At 65.3% G+C, this 15,141-nt stretch carries 13 protein-coding genes; all 13 read right to left on the bottom strand.

All coding sequences use genetic code 11. The annotated features are described in order from the left end of the window. Window positions 1-11 precede the first annotated feature (11 nt). Entirely contained in the window at window positions 12-1,436 is a 1,425-nt protein-coding gene (locus tag D0Y60_RS09610; protein ID WP_117369174.1) for an ATP-binding protein, read from the bottom strand. 4 nt (window positions 1,437-1,440) lie between these two features. Then, window positions 1,441-2,124 carry a response regulator transcription factor gene (locus D0Y60_RS09605; protein WP_117369172.1) on the bottom strand — a complete coding sequence of 228 codons (684 nt, stop codon included), beginning with the start codon at window positions 2,122-2,124 and terminating at the stop codon, window positions 1,441-1,443. Window positions 2,125-2,240: 116 nt separating this feature from the next. Then, window positions 2,241-3,818, bottom strand: coding sequence for a Do family serine endopeptidase (locus D0Y60_RS09600; RefSeq protein ID WP_117369170.1), 1,578 nt, complete (start codon window positions 3,816-3,818; stop codon window positions 2,241-2,243). Window positions 3,819-3,951: 133 nt separating this feature from the next. After that, complete coding sequence (locus tag D0Y60_RS09595; protein ID WP_117369168.1) at window positions 3,952-4,410, bottom strand: cytochrome c-type biogenesis protein; 459 nt, start codon at window positions 4,408-4,410, stop codon at window positions 3,952-3,954. Then, on the bottom strand, window positions 4,407-6,392 hold the full coding sequence (locus D0Y60_RS09590) for a heme lyase CcmF/NrfE family subunit (RefSeq protein ID WP_117369166.1): 1,986 nt from the start codon (window positions 6,390-6,392) through the stop codon (window positions 4,407-4,409). Before D0Y60_RS09590 ends, D0Y60_RS09595 begins: the two co-directional genes overlap by 4 nt. Continuing rightward, on the bottom strand, window positions 6,389-6,838 hold the full coding sequence (ccmE, locus tag D0Y60_RS09585; protein WP_117369165.1) for a cytochrome c maturation protein CcmE: 450 nt from the start codon (window positions 6,836-6,838) through the stop codon (window positions 6,389-6,391). Before ccmE ends, D0Y60_RS09590 begins: the two co-directional genes overlap by 4 nt. Next, window positions 6,835-7,962, bottom strand: coding sequence for a c-type cytochrome biogenesis protein CcmI (gene ccmI / locus D0Y60_RS09580; RefSeq protein ID WP_117369163.1), 1,128 nt, complete (start codon window positions 7,960-7,962; stop codon window positions 6,835-6,837). Before ccmI ends, ccmE begins: the two co-directional genes overlap by 4 nt. Window positions 7,963-8,064: 102 nt before the next feature. Continuing rightward, window positions 8,065-8,493 (bottom strand): hypothetical protein, encoded by a 429-nt coding sequence (locus D0Y60_RS09575; RefSeq protein WP_117369161.1) that lies wholly within the window; start codon window positions 8,491-8,493, stop codon window positions 8,065-8,067. A gap of 106 nt (window positions 8,494-8,599) precedes the next feature. Further along, complete coding sequence (locus D0Y60_RS09570) at window positions 8,600-10,018, bottom strand: HAMP domain-containing sensor histidine kinase (protein WP_117369158.1); 1,419 nt, start codon at window positions 10,016-10,018, stop codon at window positions 8,600-8,602. Further along, window positions 10,008-10,679, bottom strand: coding sequence for a response regulator transcription factor (locus D0Y60_RS09565; RefSeq protein WP_117369156.1), 672 nt, complete (start codon window positions 10,677-10,679; stop codon window positions 10,008-10,010). Before D0Y60_RS09565 ends, D0Y60_RS09570 begins: the two co-directional genes overlap by 11 nt. A 54-nt stretch (window positions 10,680-10,733) precedes the next feature. After that, window positions 10,734-10,985: a hypothetical protein gene (locus D0Y60_RS09560; RefSeq protein ID WP_117369723.1), complete on the bottom strand. Its 252-nt coding sequence runs from the start codon at window positions 10,983-10,985 to the stop codon at window positions 10,734-10,736. Between the two features lie 93 nt (window positions 10,986-11,078). Next, window positions 11,079-11,288 (bottom strand): hypothetical protein, encoded by a 210-nt coding sequence (locus D0Y60_RS09555; RefSeq protein ID WP_117369154.1) that lies wholly within the window; start codon window positions 11,286-11,288, stop codon window positions 11,079-11,081. A gap of 15 nt (window positions 11,289-11,303) precedes the next feature. Then, window positions 11,304-15,140 carry a glycoside hydrolase/phage tail family protein gene (locus tag D0Y60_RS09550; protein WP_117369152.1) on the bottom strand — a complete coding sequence of 1,279 codons (3,837 nt, stop codon included), beginning with the start codon at window positions 15,138-15,140 and terminating at the stop codon, window positions 11,304-11,306. Between the last annotated feature and the right edge of the window lies 1 nt (window position 15,141).

Below are 15,141 nucleotides of genomic sequence, written 5' to 3'. Positions count from 1 at the left end.
AACGAGGTGTATCAGTCCGGACGAATAGGGAAAACCATCCTGACGGTCAGCCCCCGATTGTTTTCCCGCTCGGGATGAGTGGCATCGAGCTCCAACCGGCCATGATGCATCTCCATGACGGCGCCGACGAGCGACAGGCCAAGGCCCGTGCCGGGTTTCGAGCGGCTGGCATCGAGACGCACGAAGCGCTTCACCACGTCGTCGCGTTTGTCGTCGGGCACGCCGGGACCGTTGTCGGCAACGGCGAGCACGACGTCTCCGGCGCGGCGCGACAGCGAGATGCGGATTTCCGGTTCGCCTTCGCCGCCCTCGGCATATTTGATCGCGTTGTCGACGAGATTGCCGAGCGCCTGACCGACGAGTTCCCGGTTGCCCTTGATTTCGATAGCCTTGGCGATCTCGGTGACGAGACGCAAGCCGCTGTCCTCGGCGACGGGCTCATAGAGTTCCGCGCTGTCACGCGCAATGCCGCTGATATCGATGGCGCTCATCTCCGCCGGCGCCTGCCCCGCCTCGACGCGCGAGATCATCAGCAGCGCATTGAAGGTGCGGATCAGCTGGTCGGATTCGCCGATCATCTCCTCGAGCGCCGTGCGGTAATCGGCCTTCTCGTCGCCGGCAAGCGCGGCTTCCGCCTTGTTGCGCAAGCGCGTCAGGGGTGTCTTGAGATCATGGGCGATGTTGTCGGAAACCTGTTTCAGCCCCTCGTCAAGCTTTTCGATGCGGCCGAGCATGGTGTTCAGCGATTCGGAGAGACGGTCGAATTCGTCGCCGGAGCCGCTTGTCGGCAGGCGCTGCGAGAGATCGCCGGCCATGATGCGCTGGCTGGCGCCGGACATGCGGTCCATGCGCTTCAGCGCGTTGCGGCCGATGAGATACCAGATGGCGAGCGCGCCGATGCCCATGACGCCGAGCGCCACCATGAGCGCCTGGCGTACCAGCTTGCGGAAATTCTCCGGCTCGCCGAGATCGCGGCCGACCAGCACGCGCAACCCATTGGATAGCACCACGACCTGCGCATAAGCCATCGGCCGCTTGCTGCCGCGCGCCTCCTCCTGATAGCGCTGGTAGAGGAACGGCGTCTCGGTCCAGCCTTCCGTATCCAACACGCCGGGTTGTAGCGAGGCCACGTTGCCGGCCAGCACCTCGCCGGTGGGGCTTGCGATGATATAGAGATTGGCGCCCGGCTGGCGGGCGCGCCGCTCGAGCGTGCGCAACAGGCCATTCATGCCGCTCTTTTCGAAAATGGCTTCGATCTGCTGTGCTTCCTGGGCCACCGCATCGCGCATCTGCTGGCGCAGAAGGCCTTCGGACATGGTCGAGACATAGAAGACGAGGAAGGCGGCGCAAATGGCGAACAGCAGCAGATAGACGGCGGAAAGTCGCACCGCCGTGGTGCGGTAGAGAACGGTCAGGCGGCCGAGCAGTCCATTCATGAGGTCAGCCCGCCGTCTCGTCCTTCATCATGTATCCCGCGCCGCGCACGGTGCGCAGCAGCGGCTGGTCGAAATCCTTCTCGATCTTCGAGCGCAGCCGCGAGACATGGACGTCGATCACATTGGTCTGGGGGTCGAAATGGTAGTCCCAGACGTTTTCCAGCAGCATGGTGCGCGTCACCACCTGACCGGCGTTCTTCATCAGATATTCGAGCAGACGGAACTCGCGCGGCTGGAGCAGGATTTCCTTGCCGGCACGCTTGACCGTGTGCGACAGCCGGTCGAGCTCGAGATCGCCGACCCGATAGACCATGTCCTGCTCCGGCGTGCCCTTACGGCGGCCGAGAACTTCGACACGGGCCAGCAGCTCGCTGAATGCGTAAGGTTTTGGAAGATAATCGTCACCGCCGGCACGCAGGCCTGTCACGCGGTCGTCGACCTGACCTAGTGCGGAGAGGATCAGCACAGGCGTGTGGATGTTGCGGCGGCGCAGTTCCGAGATCAGCGACAGGCCGTCGCGGCGCGGCAGCATGCGGTCGATGACCAGCACGTCATAACTGTTTTCGGTCGCCAGAAAGAGGCCACTCTCGCCATCGCTTGCATGGTCGAGCACGATGCCCGCCTCGCGAAAGGCCTTCGAGAGATAGGCGGCCGCCTCCAGATCGTCTTCCACAATCAATATCTTCATCGTACGGACCTTACAGCATGTTCGCCACGCCTTGGCTAGAAGCCGAGGCCTTGGATACGGTAACGCCGCGAAACCTTGCGATTCCGCGGCGCCATTGGAAAGGGCTATGGAGCCGATCAGCCCTGGTCGATCGGCAGCGCCAGGAAGCGGCTGCCATCCTTGGTTTCGACCTGGAACAGCGCCTTGGAGCGGCCGTCCTTGCGGGCGCCGTCGAGAACCTTCACGACGTCGGCGGCTGACTTGACCACCTGGTTGTTGACTGAGGTGATGCGGTCGCCTTCCTTGAGGCCGCGGTCGCTGGCATCCGAATCCGGGTCGACGGAGGAAACCGTCAGGCCGTCATCGCCAGGGGTGACCGAGATGCCGAGGTCGGCCAGAGCCTGTTCGCTCGGCGCGGCTTCCGGCTCGGCCTCGTCGGTGCTCGTCGCGGCCTGGATCTGCTCGCCGGCCAGCGTGCCGATCTCGACCGGGATGTTCTGAGACTTCCCGTCACGCCAGACCGAAATCTCGACCTTCTTGCCGGGCGCGATCTGCGCGACACGGCGGGCAAGATCGCGCGGGTCTTTGATCGGCTCGCCATCGAGCGCGGTGATCACGTCACCCTTCTTGATGCCGGCCTTGGCGCCGGGCGAGTCTGCCTGCGGCTCGACAACCAGCGCACCGGCGGCATCCGCCAGACCGAGCGAGTCGGCGATGTCACGGCTCACCGGCTGGATCTGCACGCCGAGCCAGCCGCGATCCACCTTGCCGTCCTTCATCAGGTTGGCGACGACGCCCTTGGCGACGGACGCCGGAATGGCGAAGGCGATGCCGACATTGCCGCCCGAGGGCGAGAAAATCGCGGTGTTGATGCCGACGACCTGGCCGGAAAGGTTGAAGGTCGGGCCACCCGAATTGCCGCGGTTCACGGCGGCGTCCACCTGCAAGTAATCGTCATAGGGGCCGGAGCCGATGTCGCGGCCACGCGCCGAGATGATGCCGGCCGTTACCGTGCCGCCAAGACCGAACGGGTTGCCGACGGCAACCACCCAGTCGCCGACGCGGATCTGGCTGTCATCGGCGAAGTCCACATAGGTGAACTTGCGCTTGTCCTTTTCCTCGACTTTGAGAACCGCGAGGTCGGTGCGGCTGTCCTTGCCGACCAGTTTGGCATCGAGCTCCGTGCCGTCGTTCATGACAACCGTGAAGGCCGAACCGTCGCTGACGACGTGGTTGTTGGTGACGATATAGCCGTCTTCCGAGATGAAGAAGCCGGAGCCCTGCGCCGTCGGGCGCAGATGCGGCTTGCGACCGGGGCCGCGGCGGTCATCGCCGCGATCGCCGAACTGGCGGCCGGGACCGCGGTCGCCATGCATGTCGTCCTGGCCGCCGAATTCGCGGAAGAAGCGCTTCAGCGGATGATCGTCAGGCAGTTCGTCGAAGCCACGGCCACCGAAATTGAACGAGAAGTTGCTCTCGTCATTGGCCGGCTTGATATCGGACTGGACGCGGACGGAAACGACGGCCGGGGAAACGGCCGAAACGACATCGGCAAAGCTCGCGACCTTCGGGCCTTCCACGGAAACGGCTTCCGCAAAGCTCTGGCTGACAGTGGCGGGAATGCCGGTCGCAAGCATCACGGCCGCAAGCCCGGCGACGGTTGTCGTCTTCAGGACGGTCTTGAGGCCCGGACGGAATGCTGAAATCTTGGACATTCTTTGCACCTTTTCTCTCATGTCATGGCCGCATTCGGCGGCTGATGAGAGAAGAGATAGGACGGTGCACATTACGGCACACTATCCGCCGCATGAATTTTTGGTAATGTTGGAAAAATCCGGGCGGAAACGTTTAATCGCCCTTTAAGGCGCGCTCCAGTTCCGCCTTTTCCACGTCGGACAGCGGCGTCCCCGTCGGCTTCCCACCGCGCTTGCGGACGAACAGGATCATCGCCGTCGCGCCTGCGAGGAACAGTACGATCGGCGCGCCCCAGAGCAGCAATGTCTCGCCACGCAAACGCGGATTCAGCAGCACGAATTCACCGTAGCGCGAGACGACATAGTCGATCACCGCCTGGTCGCTGTCGCCGTTCTTCAGGCGCTCGCGCACGAGAAGGCGCAGATCGCGCGCAAGTTCGGCATTGGAATCGTCGATCGACTGGTTCTGGCAGACCATGCAGCGCAGTTGCGACGACAAAGCTCGCGCTCGCGCCTCCAGCGCCGGATCGGCCAGCACCTCATCGGGATTGACGGCGAAGGCCGGGAAAGCCGTCAGCAGGAAGGCGAAGGCGATGAGCAGGCGGCGCATCACTCAGCCGCCTCCAGCACGGGTTTCATCTTGCGCGCCTTCTGCGGGGCACCGACGCGCAGGCGCCGGTCGCAAAGTGAAACGGCGCCGCCCGCCATCATGATCAACGCACCGATCCAGATGCAGAGGATCATCGGTTTCCACCAGACGCGCACGACGATGCCGCCATCGGCCATGGCATCGCCGAGCGAGACATAAAGCTGGCTGAGGCCGAAGGTGCGGATGCCCGCTTCGGTCGTCGGCATGCGGCGCGCCGTATAGAGGCGCTTGGAGGACCAGATATCCGTGACCGTCACGCCGCCTTGCGCCACCGTGAAGTGACCGGATTCTTCCGAATAGTTCGGCCCCTGCCCGCGGCGCATGCCGTCGAAGGTCAACATGTAGCCGCCGGCCTCCACCTGCATGCCAGGCTTCATCTCCACGACATGCTCCGTCTCGAAAGCCGTCACCGCAATGACGCCAATAACGGTTACGCCGATACCGATATGGGCAAGCGCCGTACCAAAGGCCGAGCCCGGCAGGCCGATGAAGCGACGGAAGGCGACATTGGCCTTCACCTTGCCGATGCCCGCGCGCATCCAGAGATCCGTGAGCGAGCCCGCGATCATGTAGAAGCCGATGGCAATGCCGAAATAGGCCAGAACCGGCCCGCCGCCATGCGCATAGACGACGCCAGCCGCAACGACGAGACCAACGGCAACAGCCGCAAAGAGCCGCTGCCCGGCCGCGAAGACGTCACCGCGCTTCCAGGCCAGCAGCGGCCCGAACGGCACGGCCAAGAGAAGCGGCAGCATCAAAAGGCCGAAGGTGAGATTGAAAAAGGGCGGGCCGACGGAAATCTTCTCGCCCGTCAGTGCCTCCAGCACCAGCGGATAGAGCGTGCCGGTCAGCACCGTCGCCGCCGCCGTCGTCAGGATCAGGTTGTTGAGAACCAGCGCGCCTTCACGCGAAATCGGCGCGAAGAGGCCGCCGGCCTTGAGCGTCGCGGCCCGGAAGGCGAAAAGCGACAGCGCGCCGCCGATGAAGAACACGAGGATGGCGAGGATGAAGACGCCGCGCGTCGGGTCGGTCGCGAAGGCATGGACCGAGGTCAGTACGCCCGAGCGCACGAGGAAGGTGCCGAGCAGCGACATGGAGAAGGTGAGGATCGCCAGAAGCACGGTCCAGATCTTCAGCGCCTCGCGCTTTTCCATGACGAGCGCGGAGTGCAACAGCGCAGTGCCAGCAAGCCAGGGGATGAAGGAGGCGTTTTCCACCGGATCCCAGAACCACCAGCCGCCCCAGCCGAGTTCGTAATAGGCCCAGTAGGAGCCCATAGCGATGCCGGCGGTAAGGAAGCTCCACGCCGCCAGCGTCCACGGCCGTACCCAGCGCGCCCAGGCCGCATCGATCCGCCCCTCGATCAGTGCGGCGATGGCGAAGGAGAAACAGACGGAGAAGCCGACATAACCCAGATAAAGCAGCGGCGGATGGATCGCGAGGCCGACATCCTGCAGCACCGGATTGAGGTCCCGCCCCTCGGCCGGCGCCGGCGAAAGGCGGATGAACGGATTGGAGGTCAGGAGGATGAACAGCGCAAAGGCCGTCGAGATGAGGCCCTGGATGGCCAAGACATTGGCGCGCAGCCGCTCCGGCAGGTTCGCACCGAAGGTCGAGACCAGCGCGCTGAAGAAGACGAGGATGAGGAGCCAGAGCAACATCGAGCCCTCATGGTTCCCCCAGACGCCGGAAATCTTGTAGATCATCGGCTTCAACGAGTGCGAATTCTCCCAGACGTTCGCTACCGAAAAATCAGATACGACATAGGCGAAGGTCAGGACCGAGAAAGAGAAGAGCACCAGCAGAAAACCGGCAAGGGCCGCGGCGGGGGCCACGGCCATCAGCGAGCGGTCGTTGCGGATCGTGCCGATCAGCGGCAGCACCGACTGGATAAGGACCGTCGCGAGCGCAAGGACCAGGGCATAGTGACCGAGCTCGATGATCATTTGATCGTTTCCTTGCCGGAGAGTTCCACACCCTGTGCCTTCAGACGGTCCGCCACATCCTTGGGCATATAGGTCTCGTCATGCTTGGCGAGCACCGTATCGGCAACGAACAGCCCGTCCGTTCCGAAGGCGCCTTCCGCCACTACGCCCTGTCCTTCGCGAAACAGGTCGGGCAGAATGCCGGTGTAGGTCACCGGCACCGTTGAGAGCGTATCGGTGACGGTGAACGTGACAGTCGAGCCCTCACCGCGCTTCACCGTGCCGGCCTCGACAAGGCCGCCGAGGCGGATGCGCGTGCCCGGTGCAAGGTTCGCCTTGGCGAGATCGCCCGGCACATAGAAATAGGCGATGGACTGGCTGAAGGCGAACATGACGAGCAGCACCGCCGCCACGAGGAAGGCGACGCCGCCGCCGATCACTGCCAGACGTTTCTGCTTGCGCGTCATTGTGTGTTGCCCTCAACCGAGATCGAAAGGTCCCGCGCCAGCGCCAGAAGCTGTTTGCCGTTTTCGCTGTCGGCCGGGAAGGTTTTCAGCGCCGTCTGTAGCGCCGCCTCGGCCTTCGGCCTTTGATCCAGCACAACATAGGAACGGATGATGCGCATCCATCCTTCGAAATTATTCGGGTTTTCCTGCAATTTTGCGGCGAGGCTCTCCACCATGCCGGCGATCATCTGCTGGCGGTCGCCCGTCGACAGGTCCTGCGCCGCGGCCACATCGTCCACCGTCGGGTTGCCGAGCGTTGGGGTCGCTCCCCCCTCGCCCAGCGCCGCGATATGCTTGTTGACCAGCGGCAGCCACGCGGCATCAGCGGGGGAATCCTTGGCGAGCGCCTCGAAGGCCGCCCGCGCCTCCGGCTTTCTGCCTTCCTGCTCCAGAGCAAGGGCGAGATAGTAGCGCGTTCGCGGATTGTCCGGCTTCAGCTTCAGTGAGGCTTCCAGCGGCTTGCGCGCATCCGCCGTCACCACGCCGTCGGCGAGCGCGATCAGCGCCTCCGCATAGCCGTCCAGCCGCTCCGGGCTTTCGCCGAGCAAACGGATCGCCTGGGCATAGGCATTGGCCGAATCTTCCATGCGGCTGCTGCGATAGTAGATCGGCGCCAAGAGATCCCAGCCCGCACCATCGTCGGGGTTGCGCGCCAAGTGGTTTTCCGCCCGCGCGATCAGGATATTGATGTCGTTGCCCGGATTGGCGAGGCGCTCTGCGAGCGGCTGAGCCGGAAGATCCGGCCGGCCGGTCGCCAAATAAAGACAGAGCCCGATGGCAGGAAGCACCACAATGACAAAGGCCTGTGCCAGCCGGTTGCGGCCGCTCGTGCGCGCCTTTTCCTTCGCCTCGGCCTTGCTCGCGGCGATCAGCCGGCGCGCGACTTCCGCGCGGGCAAGCTCGGCTTCGTTGGCACCGATCAGGCCGGTCGCCTCGTCGCGCTTCAGCTCTTCCAGCTGGTCGCGATAGACCTCGACATCATGGCCGGCATCGTTTGCGGACGCCGAAGGGCGCCTCAGCAGAGGAAGGAGCAGGACAGCGGCCACGGCTGCCGTCAGGATGGCGACGAGAATCCAGAAAAGCATGTTCGTTCAATTACTGGAACGCTGCGACGTTTCCAATTCCCCTGGGAACAATGACGCAAAATTGAGGCGTTTCGCCGCAAGGTCAAACGACCGCGAATTCCGTCAGGAGAGCGGCTCCCAAGCCCCCTGGGCGTTGCGGCAGGCCGCACCGCGCGTCGCCGTGTCGCGGCCGTTGACCGTCAGCGTGTGGCTGTATTGCCGGCAGTTCTGCGAACCGACCTGATAGGGCGCCGCCGCGACCACCGATCCGGTCACGCCCTGCCCCTGCCAGACGACCGGCTGGCCGCCGGGTGCCGCTTCCAGCGCGCGGTACTCGGCTTCGAGCGCGCGCTGCATGTCGGCCTTGGAAAGCTGTGTCGCGGTGTTGCGGCTGACGAGCCCGCCCTGAAGCGCGGAGAGATAGACGCCGGCGCCTGCCGCCACCGTGGTAGCACCGGCCGAAGCCTTGCCGCCCGACGTGGTGGTGCATCCCGAGGCTGTCACTGCTGCCAGAAGGAGGGGGAAAAAGGCGCCGCGCAAACCCGTCTTCATCCGCTCGACCGTCTCTCTTCCTGCAAGGCCGGCTGACAGCCGGCAATTCGTCCATCCCGCGATCCCTATCATCGCGAATACGTCTCTTGTTGCATTGTCCGCCGCCTCAGGCAACATCCTTTGTGACGGCGGGCAGCACCAGGCGCGCCAGAAGCCCTCCGCCGGCCCCGCGCGAAAGCCCGAACGTGCCCTGGTATTCAGATGCGATCTCGCTGACGATCGAGAGGCCAAGCCCCGTGCCCGGCTTGCTCTCGTCGAGCCGCTTGCCACGCTTCATCGCCTCGCGGATCTGGTCCGGCTCCAGACCCGGTCCATCGTCTTCCACCTCTATTACGACCCAGTTCTTGCGTCCCTCGTCGTTGCCGCGCACGTCCGTTGGCGCCACGAAGACGCGCAGCGTCACCACCGTACGGGCATAACGCGCCGCGTTTTCCAGGAGGTTGCCGACAGTTTCCTCGACGTCCTGCTGCTCCATGGCGAGCACCAGTCCCGGCGGATCGACCGTCAGCGGAAACTGAGTCTCTGCATTGAGCCTGCGCATCACGCGCACCAGCCGCTCCAGAACCGGCTGCGCCTCCGTGCGCGCCAGCACGGATTCGCGTTGGGCAGCGATGCGTGCGCGGTTGAGATAGGATTGCACCTGGCTCTGCATCGCCTCAGCCTGCGTCTTTACGAGATCGCCCTGCGGCGCTGAGATCAGCCGCGATTCGTTGAGCAGCACGGCGATCGGCGTCTTCAGCGAATGGGCAAGGTTTCCCACCTGCATGCGGGCCCGCTCGACGATGCGCCGGTTGCTGTCGATCAGCGCATTCACTTCGCTGGCCAAAGGCAGGATTTCCCTTGGGAAATCGCCATCGAGCTGCTCGCTCTCGCCTGCCCGGATCTTTTCCAGCGCCTTGCGCGCCCGGTCGAGCGGCCGAAGACCGATGAGGATCGCCGCCGCATTGAGCATGAGACTGCCCACACCGAAGCCGGCGAGCGCGAGATAGAGGCTGCCCGAGAAATCGTCGATGTCATTCTCCAGCACATCGCGGTTGCCGACCACGCGAAAGCGCGCCGTGCGTCCCTCGTCGTCCAGCACCACTTCCGTCTCCCCCACCTCCACATCGTTCCCGAAGGAATCGATGGTCGTGTAGAAGCGTTCGTAGCGCGTATCGAAGGGGATGCTGTCCGTATCGGGGATGGGAATGCTGCCCGTGCCGAGCGACGCCGAGGTCAGCGTCTCCGTAGCCAGCGCCCCGCCGATCGGCTCGACGATCCAGTACCAGCCGGATTTCGGCTGGAAGAACCGGAGATCGCCGAGCTGTGGCGTGCCGGCAAGCCGCGTCGCCTCGTCCGTCGAGACGGAATTGATGACGTTATAGAGCTGTGCACGCAGAAGGTCGCGAAAACTCTTCTCCGCACTCTGGCGGTAGAGCGTCGAGATGACGACGGCGATCGCGATGAGGGCAAGCGCCGCCCACAACGAGGCTAGGAAGAGAACGCGGAAGGTGAGCGAGCGGGAGCGCCTGGCGTTATTTGCCATTGACCGGCGCTTGCATCCGATAGCCGAGGCCGCGCACGGTCTCGATCAGGTCGACGCCGATCTTCTTGCGAAGGCGCCCGACGAAAACCTCGATCGTGTTGGAATCGCGGTCGAAATCCTGGTCGTACATGTGCTCGACCAACTCGGTGCGCGAGACGACCTCGCCCATGTGATGCATGAGATAGGAGAGCAGACGATATTCATGCGAGGTGAGCTTCAGCGCCTCGCCATTGACCGTCGCCTTGGAGCCCTTCGTGTCGAGCCGGACCGGACCGCAGACGATGTCGGCGCTGGCATGGCCCGCCGCACGGCGGATCAGCGCGCGGATTCGGGCAAGTACTTCCTCGACATGGAAGGGCTTTGCCACATAGTCGTCCGCGCCGGCATCGATGCCGGCCACCTTGTCGCTCCAGCGGTCGCGGGCGGTCAGAAGCAGGACCGGCATGCCCTTGCCGTCGGCGCGCCATTTTTCGAGAACCGTGATGCCGTCCATTTCCGGCAGGCCGATATCAAGGATGATGGCGTCATAGGGCTCGGTATCGCCGAGATAATGCCCCTCTTCACCGTTGAACGCCTGATCCACCACATAGCCGGCATCCTTCAGGGCTTCGCTGAGCTGCCGGCTCAGGTTGACGTCGTCCTCGACCACCAGGATGCGCATTCGGCCTCTTTCTTCGTTCTGCTTTTCCATCGCCGGGCCGAATGCCCGGCGGCCTTACATTGGTACGCGCACCGTCACTTTGCGCGGCCGGGCATTGCCCTTGCCGGGCACCAGCACGGTCACCACGCAGGTATCGCCCTTCGGCTGCGCCGAAAGAAGCTCACCGCCCGTCTCGGACACCACCTGCGCCGCCGCGGCGCTGCAATCGCCGGCAGCCTGCACGACATCGCTCCCGGTACCCGTCAAGACGGGACCCGGCAGGGTCAGGCTGGCCGCGAGGGCGGTGATGAGAAGTGGCGAGGCCATGAACATACTTTCAGGTGCGGATCACTAGGATGCAAGCAATAACCGATCCTCGCTGAATGGCAAATGAATGGGGTGCGGAACTTTGGGAGGCGTTCAGCGCACCGGGCGACGCGCAGAAATACGCCCGTATATGGCAATAAGCCCACCGATCGTGCCGGCCGCCGACACCAGAAGATCCGCCAGTTCACCCTCGTCCGCCGCCTTTATTTCAACGCCGGCGGCATTGGCAAGCGATGCGGCAATCGCAATCAGCGCGCCCCAGACGGTGCGCGACATGTACCAGGGTTTCGTCTCGTCGGTCATCGCAGTTCCTTTCGTTCAGACAGTGAGATTGGCTTCCGCCGGCACGCCGAGCGGGATCGCCCGGCCAAGCTGGCGCACCCGAATGCGAATCGCCGTCTGCACCGAACCGAAATCGGCAAGCTCGCTTGCGGCCGCATAGGTGTAATCGGGACTTGCGGTCTCGATGCGCCGCACCACCGCAGCGCCCGAAAGGATTTCCAGCCGATACGCCTCCGACGGCTCATCGAGCGGGATATCGGCGGAGAGCCAGGTATCGGCGTCGACGCGCCCGCGCCGCACCCAGGAGAATCGCACCACGCCATCGGCCCCGCGCCGGCCACGAAGATGCACCGGCGCGAGCGGCGTCAGAGCCCGCTCCCCGCCGGCAAAGACGAAGGGACCCGCCTGCCCGCCGGCCGCCCCCACCGCCTCGATCAGCCAGTTCGAAACACGCCCCACCTCCGCGCCATCCAGCCCCAGCGGCACCACGGCCTCGTCGAACATCACCGCCAGCGCCCCGGCAAGATGCCCCGACGCCATCGCATCCTCGGTGCCGAACAGGCCGCGTAGCAGCATTGTGAGCCGCCAGCGCCCCGGAGCGACTTCACTCGCGCCGGTAAAGCCGACGATCTCCCAGCCGCCATTCTGCGCCTGTACCGCCAGCCGGTTCGCGCCGTTCAGCATCGTCAGCGGATCGACGGCGGAAAGCCCGCCCGACGCCAGATCGAGCAATATCTCGCGATTGGGATCGAACCGCCCGAGCACGCCGGCCGGAAGTGCTGCCGCGAGCCACCCCAAACGCGCCGGCCGCTCCAGTCGCGCCCTTGCGCGAAACCCCTCGCTGCCGTCGGAACTCGACACGACCATCGCCCGCCACGGCTTCGCATAGGCCGCGACCCGCGAAAAATCCTCCGCCGCGCCGGTCTCGAAGATCGGCAGGTCGAGAAACACGACTTCGGGCGCGAAGGCATCCGCCGGTCCCGCGCCACCTGTCGGAGAGCGCCCGCCTTCAGCCGGTGCGAAGGCCGGGCTGTCGCCTGCCGCAATCCCCCGCGCCTCGACTTCGCGCACCAGGCCGTCCGTCACCCCGGTCACGAGGAAACGGCCCTCAGGCCCATCGGCCAGGCGCACCACATCGCCCGGTGTCACGCCAAGCGCCGTCGGCGGCAGGCGGAAGGTGACGCGGCGCTGCCCCGCCCGCTGGTCGCGCAAGGCCGCCTCGACGGCCGAGGCCGCCGCGCCGTCATGCAGCACCGCCGGCAGTGCCAGCCGCAACACCCGGTCGCTGCCGTCAGCCATGCGGCGCGAGCGCGCGGTCGCGCGCCCATAGGCCGCCGCCGCATCGAAATGATCGAGGATCGCCTCGCCGGAAAAATCGCCGGCATGGCCCCGGCTTTCCTCGAAGGCCGCCTCGTCCGGCCGCTCTGCCAGAACGTCGATCTCGACCGGCGGCAACGCCGACTTCTGCCGCGACCGGAAGATGAGCTTGCCGTCCGCCTCCAGTGCATCGACCTGAAACGCCCCCATCAACGGCTCCAGCAACGCCCGCGCCGAAGACTGTTCGGCCTGCACGAAGCCCGGCAGGTCGCCCGCGACACCCGAAACATCGAAAGCCGAAAACCCGTGATCGGAGAGAACGGCCGCGATCACATCGGCGAGCGTGCCGGCCCCCAGCCGGCCGTTCAGCCAGTGCCCGCGCTGCCAGTTGCCGCCGTCGGACCAGAGCAGGGTCTGCTCCGGAAAGGCCGGATAGGGCCGTGCATCCCAGGTCCAGAGGAACATATGGCCGGGATCGACCATGCCCGCCTCCGGCCCACTGCCCTGCCACCAGCCATGATGCGCATCGAGAAACCGCCGCTGCACCGCATCGCTGCGCGCCCCGCCGGAAAAATAGGGCAAGGCGTTCTCCGCACTTTTCGGATCGACGAAGACATTCGGCTGGTTCGGCCCCTTGTCGACCACCGGGCACCCGAGTTCCGTAAACCAGATCGGCTTCGACCGCGGCACCCAGGCCGTATGACCGGCAAGCTCGGCCCCGCCGGGCCCGCGCTCGCGATGAAAATTCGTCCACCAGCTCTCGATGTCCTTGTAACGGAACACCCACGGCTTGCCCGCCGCCCCGTCGGTGATCGGCGAACGCACCCGCCCCCGTCGCGCCGCATCCCCCGCATAGTACCAGTCGAACCCCTCGCCCGCCGCGATCTGCCCCCGCATCGCTGCGGTGTCCTCACCATGACGAAAGGCATCCGGATTGCCCGAGAGCACATCGCCATCCTGCCAGTCGGAAAGCGGCATATAGTTGTCGATCCCCACGGCATCGATTGCTGGGGAGGCCCAGAGCGGATCGAGATGGTAGCGCACTTCCCCGCTTCCCTCCGGCTGGAACCCGAAATACTCGCTCCAATCCGCCGCATAGGTGATCTTCGTCGCCGGCCGCAGCACGGCGCGAACATCCGCCGCGAGGTCACAGAGCGCCGAGACAAAAGGAAATCCGCCCGTCCCGTCGCGCAGCCAGGTCATCCCGCGCATCTCCGAACCGATCAGGAAGCCATCAACGCCGCCAGCCGCTTCCGCCAGATGCGCGTAGTGCAGGATCAGCCGACGAAAGCCTTCATCGCTCGCCGGCCCCGTAACCGCCTCGCCCGAAACCGTAAAATCGCCTGCCGCCGCGCTCCCCACAAAGGCCGCGACCTGGCTGCCCGCCGCCGCCGTGCCATTGGCCGATTGCGGATGACAGGTGATGCGCCCGCGCCAGGGATAGGGTGCCTGCGCCGCGCCGCCATAGGGATCGGGCAGGCTGTTGCCCGCCGGCACATCCATCAGGACGAAGGGATAGAGATAGACCTCGATCCCGCGCGCCTTCAGGTCCTTGATCGCGGCGACCACGCTGGCATCCGAAGGCGTGCCCCCATAGGCCGGCCCACCACCGCTCTGGCTCATCACACGTGCCGCGCCGCGCCCGATGCCGCAAACCTTCCACGGCCGGCTTTCATCCGTGCGCGCCGAAACCTCGACACCCGGCACGATGCGGCAATGTCCCGCCCGCAGATCCGTGCCGAACCACGCGACGACCAGCCCGACACGCTCGAGGTTAGGGCAAAGCGCCAAGAGCTCGTCGATCGACGCCTCCCAGTCGGTCGCCGCGACGAGCGTGTTGCGGTTGATGTTGCGCCCCTTGCCCTTGCCGAGCTTCTCCGTCACCAGCCGCGGATCGTAACCGTGCTCGCTGGAGCCGGGAATGATCGTCACCGCCCGGACCTTTTCCTCAAGCGACCCGACCGGCTTCAGCACCTCGAATTGCAGTACGGGAATGCGGTTGCCGAACGTATCGAGCGGGAGCCGCTCGAAAACGACATAGGCGAGCCCTCGATAGGCCGGCGTGTTGCCCGCCCCCTGCTTTGCCTCGATCAGCGGATCGGGCATCTGCGTCGAGGTGCCCCGGTGCAGCCGCATCGCCACCCCGGTCAGGTCGAGCTCGCGCCCGTCCGCCCACACACGCCGGATGCCGGCAATCGGTCCCTCGCAGACGCCCACCGCGAAATTCGCGAAGTAGCGAAACGTCTCGACACGCGGCCCGCTCGCCTTGCCGCCCGCGCGCTCGACGGACACTTCCTCCTCGAACCGCGTCGCCCAGATCAGCGTGCCCCCGAGCCGCGCCGTGCCATAGACGCGGCTCATCGCCGTGCCCTCATCCGCCCCCGGAATGCGTCCGTCGCCAAGCCGCGCACCGGAAATCTTGCTGGCACCGTTCAGCAGCGAGCGATCGACCACCGAGCCGGCAAGCGCCCCCGCCGCGCGCCCGAGAATCGCGCCGAACGGCCCGAACACGCTGCCGAGCGCCGCACCGGCCGCCTGGAAAAGAAGTGTCGCCATG

Origin of the sequence: Shinella sp. WSJ-2, assembly GCF_003432075.1 — a bacterium.
Classification (GTDB): Bacteria; Pseudomonadota; Alphaproteobacteria; order Rhizobiales; family Rhizobiaceae; genus Shinella.
Note: the sequence above shows the minus strand (reverse complement) of the source record. Positions and strands in the feature narration are given on the sequence as shown.

What these genes read in the sequence shown, in the direction of transcription:
- D0Y60_RS09610 (WP_117369174.1), bottom strand. Translation starts at nt 1,436, where the DNA reads ATGAATGGACTGCTCGGCCGCCTGACCGTTCTCTACCGCACCACGGCG.
- D0Y60_RS09605 (WP_117369172.1), bottom strand. Translation starts at nt 2,124, where the DNA reads ATGAAGATATTGATTGTGGAAGACGATCTGGAGGCGGCCGCCTATCTC.
- D0Y60_RS09600 (WP_117369170.1), bottom strand. Translation starts at nt 3,818, where the DNA reads ATGTCCAAGATTTCAGCATTCCGTCCGGGCCTCAAGACCGTCCTGAAG.
- D0Y60_RS09590 (WP_117369166.1), bottom strand. Translation starts at nt 6,392, where the DNA reads ATGATCATCGAGCTCGGTCACTATGCCCTGGTCCTTGCGCTCGCGACG.
- ccmE (WP_117369165.1), bottom strand. Translation starts at nt 6,838, where the DNA reads ATGACGCGCAAGCAGAAACGTCTGGCAGTGATCGGCGGCGGCGTCGCC.
- ccmI (WP_117369163.1), bottom strand. Translation starts at nt 7,962, where the DNA reads ATGCTTTTCTGGATTCTCGTCGCCATCCTGACGGCAGCCGTGGCCGCT.
- D0Y60_RS09575 (WP_117369161.1), bottom strand. Translation starts at nt 8,493, where the DNA reads ATGAAGACGGGTTTGCGCGGCGCCTTTTTCCCCCTCCTTCTGGCAGCA.
- D0Y60_RS09570 (WP_117369158.1), bottom strand. Translation starts at nt 10,018, where the DNA reads ATGGCAAATAACGCCAGGCGCTCCCGCTCGCTCACCTTCCGCGTTCTC.
- D0Y60_RS09565 (WP_117369156.1), bottom strand. Translation starts at nt 10,679, where the DNA reads ATGCGCATCCTGGTGGTCGAGGACGACGTCAACCTGAGCCGGCAGCTC.
- D0Y60_RS09560 (WP_117369723.1), bottom strand. Translation starts at nt 10,985, where the DNA reads ATGGCCTCGCCACTTCTCATCACCGCCCTCGCGGCCAGCCTGACCCTG.
- D0Y60_RS09555 (WP_117369154.1), bottom strand. Translation starts at nt 11,288, where the DNA reads ATGACCGACGAGACGAAACCCTGGTACATGTCGCGCACCGTCTGGGGC.
- D0Y60_RS09550 (WP_117369152.1), bottom strand. Translation starts at nt 15,140, where the DNA reads ATGGCGACACTTCTTTTCCAGGCGGCCGGTGCGGCGCTCGGCAGCGTG.